Here is a 14221-nt window from a genome sequence, read left to right as displayed (position 1 = left end):
ATCGTTGACCGCGTAGACATAGGTCATCGAGCCGGGAAGGCGAATGATATTTTGGTGCAACCGGGCGAGCCTAATGCTCGCGCGGCAGAAGTTCGTTGCGGCGAAGTTCATCGATTGCCGCGACCGCGTCTTCGGCGGACCATCCCGCGCGAATTGCAGCCGCAATCATCCTGACTTCCGCTTCGGCCTCGATCTCAAGGAAGAGCGGTTCGAGAGCCTCCTGGGCTGTTAGGATATGGTCATAGGGAGGGGCTATGGACTGTCGGGAGGCTGGCATAGGCATCGCGGCGATTCTCCTCTCTCTGTCAGGCATGATTCATTGCAATGCGCGAAGTGCAAAAAAGGTTCCGGATAAACTTTGGAAAAAGCGGGATCTTGTTCTTTCGCCCCGGCTCTGCCTTCTTGCGCACCTAGGCTAATGCTCGATTCGGTCCCCCGACATGAGGCGGAGCCGGCAGGAAAAGCGCACGAAGGAGATTGCGATGACGAACGCCAAGAACGGGATTTCCGAAATGCGGCCGAGAATTACGGTGATCGGCGTCGGTGGCGGTGGCGGCAATGCCATCAACAACATGATTTCGGAAAGCCTGGAAGGCGTGGAATTCATCGCCGCAAACACAGATGCGCAGGTACTGGCGACCTCGAAGGCGTCGCGCCGCATTCAGCTCGGCGCACACGTGACCGAGGGTCTCGGAGCCGGTTCGCTGCCGGAGGTTGGCCGCGCCGCGGCAGAAGAGTCGATCGATGAGATCATGGATCACCTTGCCGGCTCGCATATGTGCTTCGTAACCGCGGGCATGGGCGGCGGCACCGGCACGGGTGCTGCACCTGTAATCGCGCAGGCTGCGCGCAACGCCGGCATCCTGACGGTCGGCGTCGTCACCAAGCCCTTCACCTTTGAAGGCAACCGTCGCATGAAGACGGCCGATGTCGGCATCGAGGCGCTACGCCAGGCTGCCGATACGGTCATCGTCATTCCGAACCAGAATCTCTTCCGCATTGCCGACGCCAAGACGACATTTGCCGATGCCTTCATGACCGCCGACCGTGTACTTTATGCCGGCGTCGGCTGCATCACCGACCTGATCGTCAAGGAAGGCCTGATCAACCTCGATTTCGCCGACGTGAAATCGGTCATGCGCGGCATGGGTCGTGCGATGATGGGCACCGGCGAGGCCTCGGGCGAGGAGCGCGCGATGAAGGCAGCCGAGGCTGCGATTGCCAACCCTCTGCTCGACGACATCTCGATGAAGGGCGCGAAGGGCGTGCTGATCTCGATCTCGGGCGGCTCAGACATGACGCTGTTCGAAGTCGACGAAGCCGCAAGCCGCATCCGCGACGAGGTTCAGGATGACGCCGATATCGTTGTCGGCGCTATCTTTGACCGCAATCTCGACGGCAAATTCCGCGTCTCGGTCGTGGCCACCGGCCTCGATGGCGCACAGACGGGTACGGCGGTTCAGACGGGTGCAGTACCGGGACAGGACTTCGCGCCGCGCACGCTGCAATAAGCTCTGCTTGACGACATCTTCCAGGACCGCGCGCTCTGCCGAACGCGCGGTCTTTTTGCGTTCGGCCAACCTCGTGTCGCTGTTCTGGAAATCGGGTGTGTCCGCCCTAGATCCGTGGGTGCTCCCTTCCGCCCGCACAAGGCGCTCCCGACACATCAGGAAGATCCCATGTCCCAAGACGCTTCCCCAGTTTGGTTCATCACCGGCTGTTCCACCGGCTTTGGCCGGGAACTCGCAACGCTCACCATCGCTCGTGGTTGGCCAACGGTCGTGACCGCCCGCGACAAGGCGCGCGTCGCCGATCTCGTGGCTGGCCATGAAGAAAATGCGCTGGCGGTCGATCTCGACGTCACCGATCCCACTGAGGTGACGGCTGCCGCGAAGGCGGCGCAGGATCGGTTCGACCGCATCGACGTGCTGGTCAACAATGCCGGATACGGCTACCAGTCGACCATCGAGGAGGCGGACGACAAGGAAATCCGCGATCAGTTCGAAGCCAATGTCTTCGGGCTGTTTTCCATGACGCGAGCCGTCCTGCCGGGCATGCGCGCGCGCCGCCGCGGGCACGTCATCAACATTACCTCCGTTGCCGGCTTCATCGGATTTCCGGGCTCCGGCTACTACGCAGCGAGCAAGCATGCTGTCGAAGGCTTTTCGGACGCGCTCTACGCCGAAGGAAAGCCGCTCGGCATCAAGGTCACGTGCGTCGAACCCGGACCGTTCCGGACCGATTGGGCTGGTCGCTCGCTGCGTCAGACGAAGAGCAGGATCGCCGACTATGCCGAGACAGGTGGCTCCCGCATGCAGCAGACTGCGGAATATAGCGGCAGACAAGCAGGAGACCCCGTGCGCGCCGCTCAGGCGATGATCCGCATCACCGAAGTCGACAATCCGCCGCGGCACCTGGTGCTGGGTGAACTCGGCTACAACAACGTCACGAACAAGTTGCGGGAGCGACTGGCGCTGATCGAAGAGTGGCGGGAGACGAGCCTCGGGGCAGACTTCCCGAAGGCCTAGGTGGCGCCCATACTGTCGGTCGTTTTTATCACTGCTTGGGATATGCAAAGATTATCGCGGAAGGACGCCTATGACGATCATCTCACGGTTTCTTGGATGGCTGCTGATCCTCGTCGGCTTGCTCTGGATCGGGCAGGGGACCGGCTATTTCCCCTATCCCGCAGAGAGCTTCATGATTGCCCAGACCAAATGGGCCTATTGGGGCGTTGTCGCCGTGGTCGCCGGTCTTGCCGTCCTGATCGTAGTGAGGAATACCCGAAGCAGGCGGCATTGAAGAAATGGAAAAGGGCCGAAGATCGATTTCGATCTGCGACCCTTTTGAATGGCCCGCCCGGCGGCATAAGCCGACGATAGGCGATTGGCAAGTTATCTCAGGCTCGGCGCGAGCGCGCCTCTGAGGCATCGGGTAGTGTTCCATCAGGTGCGCGCAGGCCGCGATGCTTGCTTGCGAAAACCCATTCGACATTGCCCGGTTCAAAAGGGCGCCGCGGGTTGCGAAGCGCCATACGGCGCTCGGAGAGGCTGCGGGGAAGGGTATCGATCATGTCGTTGACGAAGGTATCAAAGCACTCTTTCCATCGCGGCGCGACGGAGACGTCGACGCCCCCGTAACGATGAAAATCAGGATGCTTCCGGGAATAGCACGCGCCGATCATCCAGGCGTGCTGCTGCTTGAGAAAACGTTCTTTGATTGTCATTCGTAGTCTTTTTCATTCCTTGGCGTGATCGACGACATCGGCTTCGGGGCGGTCGCCTCCGTTCGACCGTTCCGTTGTCCACGTGCCGTCCGCACGCTGATATTTAATGTCGGCAAGCTGGCCAGCGAGCGCATATCGCTCTGCGGCTTGTGTGGCCGCTGCCAGTGCATCTTCGCGAGTTGGGATTTTTGCCGCCCAGACGTTGCTCAGGCCACAGCCCGGGCGCCATCAGTTCGGTGACGCGGTAGGTAATCGACATCGATCATTCCTTCAAGAACTTTTCGCAGGAATTTGCGTGGAGGTTTCATCTGGATTGAAACGCTGGGATGCAGCTCGCCCGATGCGTGTTCACTGCCGCTTTGGCCTGTGCGAGGCTGGATTCCATGTTGCGTATGATCTTGCGCAAGTGCGGAACGCTCCATACGCTCGGAGCGTTGATGGAATCATTCAACGCCTCGCAATAGGAACCCCATGCGCGCTCAGTCGAAGCCGTTCGTCGTCGAAGTCAAAACCTCCCGCCGCCAGGAGCGTCGCCAGTCCGCGTCGATCTGGGGAAATCTGGATCTCGCAGCCGTTGCCGAAGAGGTCGCGGAAGAACTGCCGCAGCCAGACGCTGCGCCTGCCGAAGAGACCGACGTACGCTAAGCAACGGAAGCGGCAGACGGGGAGCTCACTCCGCCTGCCTTCTCTGGTCCAGATGTTGCAGCCTTGCCCCTTGGCGGAAGCCAGGCCGCCGGTCGTAGAGACCTTAATCCAGGAAAAACTCCAGGAGATCGGCGTTGATGACGTCGGGATGCGTCGTGCACATGCCGTGCGGCAGGCCGGCATAAGTCTTGAGCGTTCCGTGTTTCAGCAGCTTGACCGAAAGCGGCGCGGAATCGGCATAGGGAACGATCTGGTCGTCATCCCCGTGCATGACAAGCGTCGGCACCGTGATGTTCTTCAGATCCTCGGTAAAGTCAGTCTCGGAGAAGGCCTTGATGCAATCATAGTGCGCCTTGGCGGCGCCCATCATGCCCTGCCGCCACCAGTTCTCGATGATACCCTGGCTGACCTTGGCACCCGGACGATTGAACCCGTAGAACGGGCCCGCCGGCACATCGAGGAAGAACTGGGCGCGATTGGCGACAAGTGCTGCACGGAAGCCGTCGAAAACCTCGAGCGGCAGACCACCCGGGTTCTTGTCCGATTTCACCATGATCGGCGGCACGGCGCCGATCAGCACAGCCTTGGCGACGCGTCCGGGCTTGGCGCGCGCGACATAGTGGGCAACTTCGCCGCCGCCGGTCGAGTGGCCGACATGGATGGCGTTCTTGAGATCGAGTGCATCGGTAAGAGCGGCAACGTCAGCGGCATAGGTGTCCATCTCGTTGCCCTGCCATGTCTGGCTCGAACGCCCGTGGCCGCGCCGGTCATGGGCGATCACGCGGTAGCCCTTGTTCAGAAAGAACATCATCTGCGCATCCCAGTCGTCGGCGCTCAGCGGCCAGCCGTGATGGAAGACGATCGGCTGGGCGTTGGCCGCACCCCAATCCTTGTAGAAGATCTCAGTTCCGTCGGCGGTCTTGATGAATGGCATGGTAACGTTCCCTCTTTGTGACTGTGATTTACGTTCATGGCATCGATGGCACGCGAGCGCCCGGCCTGCGCCAATATCGTGACGCATCCCGGCCGGACCTGGCTCGCCCGCGCTACCGTCCTACGTCATCATCATGACGTGGCGTTAGCGGCGCTTCAGGCCAACGGTAATGTGATGCAAATCATCAAGAAGGGAAGATGCCGTTTTGGCGAATGACGGCACAAACAGAAACGCCGCCGCGCCGGCCTCGCCGAATTCTCGCGCCACCACGGAACGATCCGCAAACAACGAACCCGTGAATGGACAACGCCGCTGGAATAGCAGGCCTCAGGAGATCGGCGCGCTGGTCGCACCAACCTCCCGATTGGGCCTTAGGCGTCACGCAGGATTGCAGGTCATGCCATTGCGTCTTGCGTTGTCGATGCAGTCGCTGCGGTTGGAATAGCCTTGCGACGATGCTCCGACGATGCGGCCGTTCGAAGCGGTGCGCCGCCAGCGCCAGCCATCCGTTCCGCTATAGACTTCCCACCTATCCCCATTGGTTGCGACGCAGCTTGCCATGCTTCCCTCCATTTTCGTGCGAATAGGGGAATGGCTAAGCGATTCGCAGGCACGCCTCCACGAACTGACTGCAACTCATGGTGATGGCGTGGGTTGAGGCGGTTGTGCTGGGTCTATGTGGCAGGCAAAACGCAAAAGAGCGGCCAAACGGCCGCTCTTTCCGTATTTCAGCTTGATGTTGATCCGACATTTCCTGTCGAATCTGTATCGTCAGCTCCGATCAGCTGCAGCCGCTGGTGCTTCCGCATGTGTCGCACTTCTCGCAGGTGCCGTTGCGCACCATTGTGAAGTTCTGGCACTCGGAGCACATGTTGCCGGTGTAGCCCTGCATGATCGAGCGCGCGCGGCGTTCGGATTCAAGCTTCTTGGCTTCCGTCTTGGCCGAAGCGGCGTCCGCGGCGGCCTTGTCGGAGAAGAGAGCGGTTGCCTGCTGTTGGCTCTCGCTGACGACTTCTTCGATCACTTCTTCGGCGATCTCTTCGGCCAGTTCCCTGGCGCGTTCCTCGTAGTCGCGCTTGAAGGCGACGATCTCGGAGGTGGAAATAGCCGTCGTCGGCTCGATCTTGCGGGCAGCTGCACCTGCAAACGAGGTGACTGTCGCGGTCGAGGTGGCGCGGGCAGGGGCTGCCGTGGCCGAGCCCTTGGGCTCGCCGGATGCCTGGCGTTCGCCGTTGGAAACCAGCGTCGGCTTGTAGCCGCGGGTCCAGCCGGTCGATACGAGGTTCGTCTTGCCTTCCTGGATGCCCTTGCCGAGTGCCGTGTTCGAGAAGTCCGACGTATCGACATGCGCCAAGTCGTGGCGGCCGAGGTAGGAGACGGCGAGTTCGCGGAACACGTAGTCGAGGATCGACGTGGCGTTCTTGATCGCGTCGTTGCCGATGACCATGCCGGCCGGTTCGAACTTGGTGAAGGTGAAGGCCTCCACATATTCTTCGAGCGGCACTCCGTACTGCAGACCGAGCGAGATGGCGATGGCGAAGTTGTTCATCATCGCACGGAAGGCCGCACCTTCCTTGTGCATGTCGATGAAGATCTCGCCGAGGCGGCCGTCGCCGAATTCGCCGGTGCGCAGGTACACCTTGTGTCCGCCGACGGCCGCCTTCTGGGTATAGCCCTGGCGGCGGTTCGGCAGCTTCTCGCGTTCGCGGGTCACGCGCTCGACCACACGCTCGATGATCTTTTCGGTGATGGTGACGGCCTGAGCGGCGACCGGCTGCTGCAGCAGATCCTCCAGTGCGTCCTCATCGCTTTCGTCTTCGATCAGCGAGGCATTCAGCGGCTGCGACAGCTTGGAGCCGTCGCGATAGAGAGCGTTTGCCTTCAGGCCGAGCTTCCAGGAGAGCATGTAGGCGCTCTTGCAATCGTCGACCGTCGCGTCGTTCGGCATGTTGATCGTCTTGGAGATCGCACCCGAGATGAACGGCTGGGCCGCAGCCATCATGCGGATGTGGCTGTCCACCGAGAGGTAACGCTTGCCGATCTTGCCGCACGGATTGGCGCAATCGAAGACGGCGAGGTGCTCGTTCTTCAGGAACGGTGCGCCTTCCAGCGTCATCGCGCCGCAGACGTGAACGTTGGCCGCCTCGATGTCCTTCTTCGAGAAACCGAGGTGCTCGAGCAGGTTGAAGCTCATGTCGCCGAGCTGTTCGTCGGTGACACCAAGCGTGCCCTTCAGGAAGTCGGCGCCGAGTGTCCACTGGTTGAAGACGAACTTGATGTCGAAGGCCGACTTCAGCGCGGCGTTGACGGCTTCCACCTTCTCGTCGGTGAAGCCCTTGGCCTTCAGCGAGCCGGGGTTGATTGCCGGTGCCTGGTTCAGGTTGCCGTGGCCGACAGCGTAGGCTTCGATCTCGGCGATCTGGCTCTCGGAGTAGCCGAGCGTGCGCAAGGCTTCCGGAACGGCGCGGTTGATGATCTTGAAGTAGCCGCCGCCGGCGAGCTTCTTGAATTTCACCAGCGCGAAGTCAGGCTCGATGCCGGTCGTGTCGCAATCCATGACGAGGCCGATCGTGCCTGTCGGCGCGATGACGGTTGCCTGGGCGTTGCGGTAGCCGTGCTTTTCGCCGAGCTCGAGAGCCTTGTCCCAGGCGCTCTTGGCGTGAGCCGACAGATCCTGGTCCGGGTTCTCGGAGTGGATGAGCGCGACCGGGTTGATCGACAGGCCTTCATAGCCTGAGGTCTCGCCGTAAGCGGCGCGGCGGTGGTTGCGGATGACGCGCAGCATGTTCTCGCGGTTCGGCGCGAACATCGGGAACGGTCCGAGCTCGGAGGCAATCTCGGCCGAGGTGGCGTAGGAAATGCCGGTCATGATCGCGGTCAGAGAGCCTGCGATGGCCCGGGCTTCGTCGCTGTCATAGGGAATGCCCGACGACATCAGCAGGCCGCCGATGTTGGCGTAGCCGAGGCCGATCGTGCGGTATTCGTAGGAGAGCTCGGCAATCCGCTTCGACGGGAACTGAGCCATCATCACGGAGATTTCGAGAACGACGCTCCAGAGGCGAACAGCATGCTCGTAGTCGCCGATGTTGATGCGCTTGGTAGCCGCATCCTTGAACTGCATGAGGTTCAGCGAGGCAAGGTTGCAGGCCGTGTCGTCCAGGAACATGTATTCCGAGCACGGGTTCGACGCGCGGATCGGGCCGGCAGCCGGGCTGGTGTGCCAGTCGTTCATCGTCGTGTTGAAGTGCAGGCCCGGATCGGCCGATGCCCATGCGGCATAGGAGATCGATTCCCACAGGTCGCGTGCCTTCAAGGTCTTCATGACCTTGCCGTCCTTGCGGGCGGTCAGGTTCCAGTCGCCGTCGTTTTCGACAGCGCGCAGGAAGTCGTCCTTGATCGAGACCGAGTTGTTGGAGTTCTGGCCCGAAACCGTGAGGTAGGCTTCCGAATCCCAGTCGGTATCGTAGGTCTTGAACTCGAGGTCCTTGTAGCCCTGGCGAGCGAACTGGATGACGCGGCCGATGTAGTTTTCCGGAACCTGGTCCTTCTTCGCAGCGCGGATTTCGCGCTTTAGGGCAGGGTTCTTGTTCGGGTCGAAGCAATCGCCGTTGTCGCCTTCGCAGTTGACGCAGGCCTTCATGATTGCCTTCAGGTGCTTGGCAACGACCTTGGAGCCGGTGACGAGGGCAGCGACCTTCTGCTCTTCCTTCACCTTCCAGTTGATATATTCTTCAATATCCGGGTGATCGATGTCGACAACCACCATCTTGGCCGCGCGGCGCGTGGTGCCGCCCGACTTGATCGCGCCGGCAGCCCGGTCGCCGATCTTCAGGAAGCTCATCAGACCCGACGAACGACCGCCGCCGGAAAGCTTTTCGCCTTCGCCACGGAGGTACGAGAAGTTCGAGCCGGTGCCGGAGCCGTACTTGAAGAGGCGGGCTTCGCGAACCCACAGGTCCATGATGCCGCCTTCGTTGACGAGGTCGTCTTCAACGGACTGGATGAAGCAGGCATGCGGCTGCGGATGTTCGTAAGCCGACTTCGACTTCGTCAGCTTGCCGGTGAAGGGGTCGACATAGAAGTGGCCCTGGCCGGGGCCGTCGATGCCGTAGGCCCAATGCATGCCGGTGTTGAACCACTGCGGCGAGTTCGGGGCAACGCGCTGGGTGGCAAGCATATAGGCAAGTTCGTCGCGGAATGCGCGAGCGTCTTCCTCGGAAGAGAAATAGCCGCCCTTCCAGCCCCAGTAGGTCCAGGTGCCGGCAAGACGGTCAAAGACCTGGCGCGCATCGGTTTCGGAGCCGTACTGCTGATCCTTCGGGAGTTCCTTCAGGGCAGCTTCATCGGCAACGGAGCGCCACAGGAAGGACGGAACGTCGTTTTCCTCAACCTTCTTCAGACGGGCAGGGACGCCGGCCTTGCGGAAATACTTCTGCGCCAGAATGTCGGCGGCAACCTGCGAAAACTGCGCAGGAACGTCGATGTTTTCGAGGCGGAATACGATCGAACCGTCCGGGTTCTTGATCTCGCTGGTCGCCTTGCGGAATTCAATAGCCGCGTAAGCGCCCTGATCTGCCTTCGTAAATCGGCGTTCTATGCGCATTTGCCTTAACCTCTAGCTCGCGCGCCCCGTCCCCGTTGACCAAGGCGCAAGTTTCCACGTCCGGCTACGCCGGGAAGAGCGCAGCCAGTTCTCGTTTCCGTACCGTCACAGGAGTGTCATCCGGAGATGTCTTTCCTGTATCTTGTGGTGATGGTGGCTGCAAACACTAAATATAGTATTAACAGCTTATTATCGCCAGCCCCGGATGTTGTTTTTTGGAGGTCAAAAATCGCACACGAAGCCCCTCATGGCCGGCATCCCGTCATGGATGCAAAGCCCTGATTCTACGCTCGATTTTTGATGAGAACCGGCCTCGTTACTTCCGGTTCGGCAGCCGCCGCAACATCGAATGTCATTAAGTTGAAAAGAGGCGATTCCGTCAAGGGGTGGTTTTTAATGAAGTGTTCACCACAAGATATTGTGGATCGGCCTGTGGAGACTGGGGAAAAGCGAGTCGCTCTGGAATTTCAATGGGTTGCTGCGGCAAGCGTAAGTCAAAAAGCCAAAACGGAAGAAAATCGTCTAGATTGCAGTTTTCGGGGTGGCTTTTCGCGTCCAAATACGCCTTGCGATTCGTCGTCGCAAATATGCTCAAAGAGCGTCGATCGCGATCGTCACCGTGGCGATGCCGATCGGCTGTCCGTCGTCGCCCCTGATCATGAAACTCGCCTGCGTTTCCAGCAATTGTGTCTGCTCGTCCCGCTCGGCCCGGTCGATGAAGACCTCGTCCGAGCCGCGCGCGAAGGTCTTGAGAAACTTGTCTTCGTCGCCTTGCCAGTAGTCCGTGGTAGCGACGCTTTGCCCGACATTCAGCCCGTGGCGATCGGCAACGAAGATCTCGACGATCGTGCCCTGCGAATCATCCTGCTTGGATTTGAGGTAGCGCGACACAGGTTTGCCGAGCAGGCCCTTCACCATTTGCCATTGGCCCGTCTGGATCTCCGAGCGATAGGTGTTGTCCAGCACCCTGACGTCCATGTCGCTGACATCACCGAACTTGGCGTTCTGCTCTTCTATGGCTTTGTGAACGATCGGCGCGGCGATGATCGGCTTAATGCGCTTTTCAACATATTCCCGCACGACCGACACATAGGCCGGCTCGGAATATGCGGGATAGGGGGTCGAGTGGAACAGGATAGCAGCAGCTGCAATCATGCCGACGTAGCGCCAACGCGTCATATCCATCCCAGCATCGCGTTTGCGACCGTGCCCCAGAGGTATCGTCCGGGCAGCGCCTCTGCCGCACCGGAATGCCAGCTGACAATAAGGCGTCCGCGATCCCGCGGACAGCAGATTTCCGAATATCGGTAAATAAAGATTGGAACAATTTATGGTTGTTCCAACCTTATCGTTGCGTGCCGGCGATGCGGCTTAGCCGCGGCTACCCTTGGAGATCGGCTCCTGGTAGGTGAAGCCCATGTCCCACGGGAAGTAGATCCAGGTATCCTGGCTGACTTCCGTGACGAAGGTATCGATCGTCGGAACACCCTGCGGCTTGGCGTAGACGCAGGCGAAATGGGCTTTCGGCAGCAGCGTTCGCACTTCCGAGGCGGTCTTCCCGGTGTCGGTCAGGTCATCGACGACAAGCACGCTTTCGCCGCCATCGGCCAAAAGTTCGGACGCAATACCCTTGAGGAGCACCATCTCCCCCTGGTTCACATAGTCATGATAGGACGCGACGCAGACCGTCTCGATCAGGCGAATGTTCAACTCGCGCGAGATGATCGCTGCCGGCACGAGGCCGCCTCGGGTAATACAGACGATCGCCTTGAAGTCGCGCTTCAGGCCGGCAAGTCTCCAGGCAAGGGCGCGGGCGTCGCGGTGGAACTGATCCCAGGAAACAGGGAAGGCTTTATCGGGAAGGGACATTGGCTTGCTCCGCGGCATGAAGTGATGACACGCCGGTTGCCGGCGGCCGGACGCTCTTCCGCCGTTTCGGTCAAACGCAAATCGCGCAGCCGAAACTGCGCGATGGAAGGACCGGGGCCGGAGGCGTCGTCGGTCGTCGCAATTAGCGGAATTTGGGGCTAAAACGCAAGCCCCATGCTGATCCTATCGTGAAAGCAGCGTCAGGGCCGTCATCGACTGGAGCAGGGTCTTCGTGGTTCCACCGAAAATCAGCTGCCAAAGGCGCGAATGCGTATAAGCGCCCATGACCAGCAGATCGATGCTGCTGTCCGACAACCGGTTCTCGATCGCGGTCGATGCGTGCCTGTCGGTGGTCGTCGCCGTTGCAAGCGTCACCTTGACGCCGTGCCGGGCAAGCGTGGCTGCGATCTCCGCACCTGCCACGGCCGCGGACTGGAGCGCATTGTCAACCGGATCGACCGAAAATACCTCCACCTCATCGGCTGCCTTGAGTATAGGCAGCGCGTCGAAGGTTGCGCGCGCGGCTTCCTTGGAGCCGTTCCAGGCGATCAGCACGCGTTTGATCGGCTTCGGCTTGCGGATGACGAAGGGGATCATCAGCACCGGTCGGCCGCTGTCGAGAAGGACGTTGTTCACGTCCACATGGCTGTCCGACGGCTTGGCCGGGTCGGCCTGCGAAGCAATCAGAAGGTCGGCGCTGCGTGCGCTTTCGATCAGCGGGGCGGAGCCATATCCGGTAGAGGAGGCGAAGCTGCGCCACTCGAAGGAAATGCCTTCGGTCTGGGCTTTGCGGCGAACGATGCGCTCGATGTCCACCGTCTCCGAATGCGCCATATCCTGCAGCGCCTGGACCGCTACGGGATCCGGTATCTCCATAGGGGCGACGAGAGGCACAACGGCAATGGTTTCGGCATGAAGGCCGATCACATGCGCGTCGTTGGCGGCAGCGATCGCAAAGGCGAAATCGGCGACCGCGGTGCAATTGTCGGCCGTATCGAGAATGGCGAGTATCGTTTTGTAAGACATGAGTTTCTCCTTGCGCGGCTAAAATCGGCTTTGGATAAGCAATGCTCCTTGTCGGCGTGTGTCTCCTTGACCCAGATCATGGGCGGTTGGCTCGCGTGAAAGTCTATGCCTCCGCAGAACTGTTTTCGAGCGTTTCTCGTTCCCTGCGAATGGTTTCGATCATCGCCCGGACGTCCGCACCAGCGGCATCGATAAGCTCTTGGGAGCGCCCGCGCACAACGATCTCCGTAGAGAATTTCTGGCCGACATAGCGCGGGTAAGAGCCGATGCTGGTTTCCGGATGTGCCTTCTGGATCGCCGTCAACGGCGTGCCGATGTCACCTTCGCCATAAGGGCACGACACGGCCAGCGAAAGGACCGGTGTACCGGTCCGAAGTGTCGGAAGCACGGCATCGACCATGGCCTGGAAGACCTGCGGAACGCCGGCCATCACATAGACATTGCCGATGACGAAGCCTGGTGCCGTCGAAACAGGGTTCGGAATATGGCTCGCGCCGACCGGCATGCGCGCCATCCGCTTGCGAGCCTCGGTGAACTCTACCTCGCGGCGCTTGTACATGTCGCCGAGCAGGATCATCGCTTCTTCATTGTACTCGCAAGCAACGCCGAAAGCCTTGGAGACTGCGTCCGCGGTGATGTCGTCATGCGTGGGACCGATGCCGCCAGATGTGAACACGTAGTCGTACTTCGTCCGCAAGGCGTTCAGGGCGTCGACGATCGCATCCCCTTCGTCGCCCACGATGCGGACTTCCTTGAGGTCGATGCCGGCGAGAAGCAGCATATCGGCGAGGTGGCCGATGTTCTTGTCCTTGGTGCGCCCCGAAAGCAGCTCGTCGCCGATGGCAAGGATCGCTGCTGTCACAATCTGGGTCATTGAATGCCTCTATCTTCACGGATGATTTGGCACCAAACTTATACCAAACGGAAGAGACGGGAAGCCTTCGTATGGATCGCAAAAAAGTGAATGCGGGGCCGACATCGTCCAGTATGATTGAACAGTCCGTTTCCGGCGCCGTGACTGGCCGCACTCAATCGCCTGCGATAGCTATTTGCCACACGCACCATGCGTTTCGAGGCAATTTGCATGATCACCGAGTTTATCAAACGAATTCTGGTTGGCACGCCAAGCTCGTCACCAGCAGCATCACCGAAGAAGGAAACCAGGAAAATGGCTAAGGTTCTCGTACTTTATTACTCGTCCTACGGTCACATTGAAACGATGGCATACGCAGTCGCCGAAGGTGCGAAATCCGCCGGCGCCGAGGTAACGGTCAAGCGGGTTCCGGAACTCGTCCCGGAAGAGGTCGCCAAGGCCTCGCATTTCAAGGTCGATCAGGCGGCACCGATCGCCAAGCCGGAAGAACTGGCCGAATACGACGCCATCATCGTCGGTGCCGGCACGCGCTTTGGCACCGTAGCTTCGCAGATGCGCAACTTCTGGGACCAGACGGGCAGCCTGTGGTTTGCCGGCAAGCTGGTCGGCAAGGTCGGCTCGGTATTCACGTCGTCGGCAACCCAGCACGGTGGCCAGGAATCGACCATTCTCGGCTTCATCCCGACTTTCCTGCACCAGGGCATGATCGTTGCCGGTCTTCCCTATGCGTTCCAGGGCCAGATGGGCGTTGACGAGATCAAGGGCGGATCGCCTTACGGTGCTTCCACGATCACGGACGGCGACGGCTCGCGCCAGCCGTCTGCTGTCGAGCTGGAAGCCGCCAAGTATCAGGGCGCGCACGTCGCCAAGATTGCCGCCAAGCTCGCTTAAGCCGAACGTTCAATACATTGAAGGGCGCGACCTCACGGTCGCGCCTTTATTGTAAGCAAAATAAACCTCCACCTTCGGTGGAGGACTGGACGTGTTCTACATTGTGATTGAGAGACCTCCGTGCTTGGACCGTTATGCTGGCCGAGACATAGA

At 60.2% G+C, this 14221-nt stretch carries 16 protein-coding genes; 7 read left to right on the top strand and 9 right to left on the bottom strand.

Annotated elements, in window-relative coordinates:
• Positions 1-70: 70 nt before the first annotated feature.
• A complete protein-coding gene (locus tag QTL94_RS04755) occupies positions 71-283 on the bottom strand; it encodes a hypothetical protein (RefSeq protein WP_113522445.1) in 213 nt (70 codons plus the stop codon).
• Between the two features lie 199 nt (positions 284-482).
• On the opposite strand from QTL94_RS04755, the gene ftsZ reads away from it, so the two are divergent.
• The 3 genes from ftsZ (at position 483) to QTL94_RS04740 (ending at position 2802) form a co-directional block, all read left to right on the top strand.
• The gene (gene ftsZ, locus QTL94_RS04750; protein ID WP_065694185.1) at positions 483-1511 is read left to right on the top strand and encodes a cell division protein FtsZ; all 1029 of its coding nucleotides are present in this window, start codon (positions 483-485) and stop codon (positions 1509-1511) included.
• 168 nt (positions 1512-1679) lie between these two features.
• The gene (locus QTL94_RS04745) at positions 1680-2528 is read left to right on the top strand and encodes an oxidoreductase (RefSeq protein WP_289800779.1); all 849 of its coding nucleotides are present in this window, start codon (positions 1680-1682) and stop codon (positions 2526-2528) included.
• Positions 2529-2598: 70 nt separating this feature from the next.
• The gene (locus QTL94_RS04740) at positions 2599-2802 is read left to right on the top strand and encodes a hypothetical protein (protein ID WP_289800778.1); all 204 of its coding nucleotides are present in this window, start codon (positions 2599-2601) and stop codon (positions 2800-2802) included.
• Positions 2803-2899: 97 nt separating this feature from the next.
• Here QTL94_RS04740 and QTL94_RS04735 read toward each other — a convergent pair whose 3' ends face one another.
• Positions 2900-3226, bottom strand: a complete 327-nt coding sequence (locus QTL94_RS04735; RefSeq protein ID WP_065694188.1) for a hypothetical protein — start codon at positions 3224-3226, stop codon at positions 2900-2902.
• 471 nt (positions 3227-3697) lie between these two features.
• On the opposite strand from QTL94_RS04735, the gene QTL94_RS04730 reads away from it, so the two are divergent.
• On the top strand, positions 3698-3871 hold the full coding sequence (locus tag QTL94_RS04730; RefSeq protein WP_289800777.1) for a hypothetical protein: 174 nt from the start codon (positions 3698-3700) through the stop codon (positions 3869-3871).
• A 103-nt stretch (positions 3872-3974) separates the two neighbouring features.
• Here QTL94_RS04730 and QTL94_RS04725 read toward each other — a convergent pair whose 3' ends face one another.
• Positions 3975-4805 (bottom strand): alpha/beta fold hydrolase, encoded by an 831-nt coding sequence (locus QTL94_RS04725; RefSeq protein WP_065694189.1) that lies wholly within the window; start codon positions 4803-4805, stop codon positions 3975-3977.
• A gap of 36 nt (positions 4806-4841) precedes the next feature.
• Here QTL94_RS04725 and QTL94_RS04720 point away from each other — a divergent pair, with 36 nt between their 5' ends.
• The gene (locus tag QTL94_RS04720; RefSeq protein ID WP_289800776.1) at positions 4842-5021 is read left to right on the top strand and encodes a hypothetical protein; all 180 of its coding nucleotides are present in this window, start codon (positions 4842-4844) and stop codon (positions 5019-5021) included.
• A gap of 162 nt (positions 5022-5183) precedes the next feature.
• Here the strand turns inward: QTL94_RS04720 and QTL94_RS04715 are convergent, their stop codons facing one another.
• The 6 genes from QTL94_RS04715 to QTL94_RS04690 form a co-directional block, all read right to left on the bottom strand.
• Positions 5184-5366, bottom strand: coding sequence for a YegP family protein (locus QTL94_RS04715; RefSeq protein WP_065694190.1), 183 nt, complete (start codon positions 5364-5366; stop codon positions 5184-5186).
• Positions 5367-5586: 220 nt separating this feature from the next.
• Positions 5587-9408, bottom strand: a complete 3822-nt coding sequence (locus tag QTL94_RS04710) for a vitamin B12-dependent ribonucleotide reductase (RefSeq protein ID WP_289800775.1) — start codon at positions 9406-9408, stop codon at positions 5587-5589.
• 591 nt (positions 9409-9999) lie between these two features.
• Entirely contained in the window at positions 10000-10587 is a 588-nt protein-coding gene (locus QTL94_RS04705; RefSeq protein WP_289801052.1) for a hypothetical protein, read from the bottom strand.
• A 192-nt stretch (positions 10588-10779) separates the two neighbouring features.
• The gene (gene gpt, locus QTL94_RS04700) at positions 10780-11277 is read right to left on the bottom strand and encodes a xanthine phosphoribosyltransferase (RefSeq protein ID WP_065694192.1); all 498 of its coding nucleotides are present in this window, start codon (positions 11275-11277) and stop codon (positions 10780-10782) included.
• 183 nt (positions 11278-11460) lie between these two features.
• Positions 11461-12303, bottom strand: a complete 843-nt coding sequence (locus QTL94_RS04695; RefSeq protein WP_289800774.1) for a universal stress protein — start codon at positions 12301-12303, stop codon at positions 11461-11463.
• A 103-nt stretch (positions 12304-12406) separates the two neighbouring features.
• Positions 12407-13177 (bottom strand): competence/damage-inducible protein A, encoded by a 771-nt coding sequence (locus tag QTL94_RS04690; protein WP_289800773.1) that lies wholly within the window; start codon positions 13175-13177, stop codon positions 12407-12409.
• Between the two features lie 71 nt (positions 13178-13248).
• Here QTL94_RS04690 and QTL94_RS04685 point away from each other — a divergent pair, with 71 nt between their 5' ends.
• Both QTL94_RS04685 and wrbA read left to right on the top strand, forming a co-directional pair.
• Positions 13249-13479: a hypothetical protein gene (locus QTL94_RS04685; RefSeq protein ID WP_162764249.1), complete on the top strand. Its 231-nt coding sequence runs from the start codon at positions 13249-13251 to the stop codon at positions 13477-13479.
• On the top strand, positions 13472-14068 hold the full coding sequence (gene wrbA, locus QTL94_RS04680; protein WP_065694195.1) for an NAD(P)H:quinone oxidoreductase type IV: 597 nt from the start codon (positions 13472-13474) through the stop codon (positions 14066-14068). Before QTL94_RS04685 ends, wrbA begins: the two co-directional genes overlap by 8 nt.
• The last annotated feature ends 153 nt before the right edge of the window (positions 14069-14221 follow it).

The sequence above is a fragment of the Rhizobium sp. S96 genome, from assembly GCF_030382195.1.
GTDB lineage: Bacteria > Pseudomonadota > Alphaproteobacteria > Rhizobiales > Rhizobiaceae > Rhizobium.
Note: the sequence above shows the minus strand (reverse complement) of the source record. Positions and strands in the feature narration are given on the sequence as shown.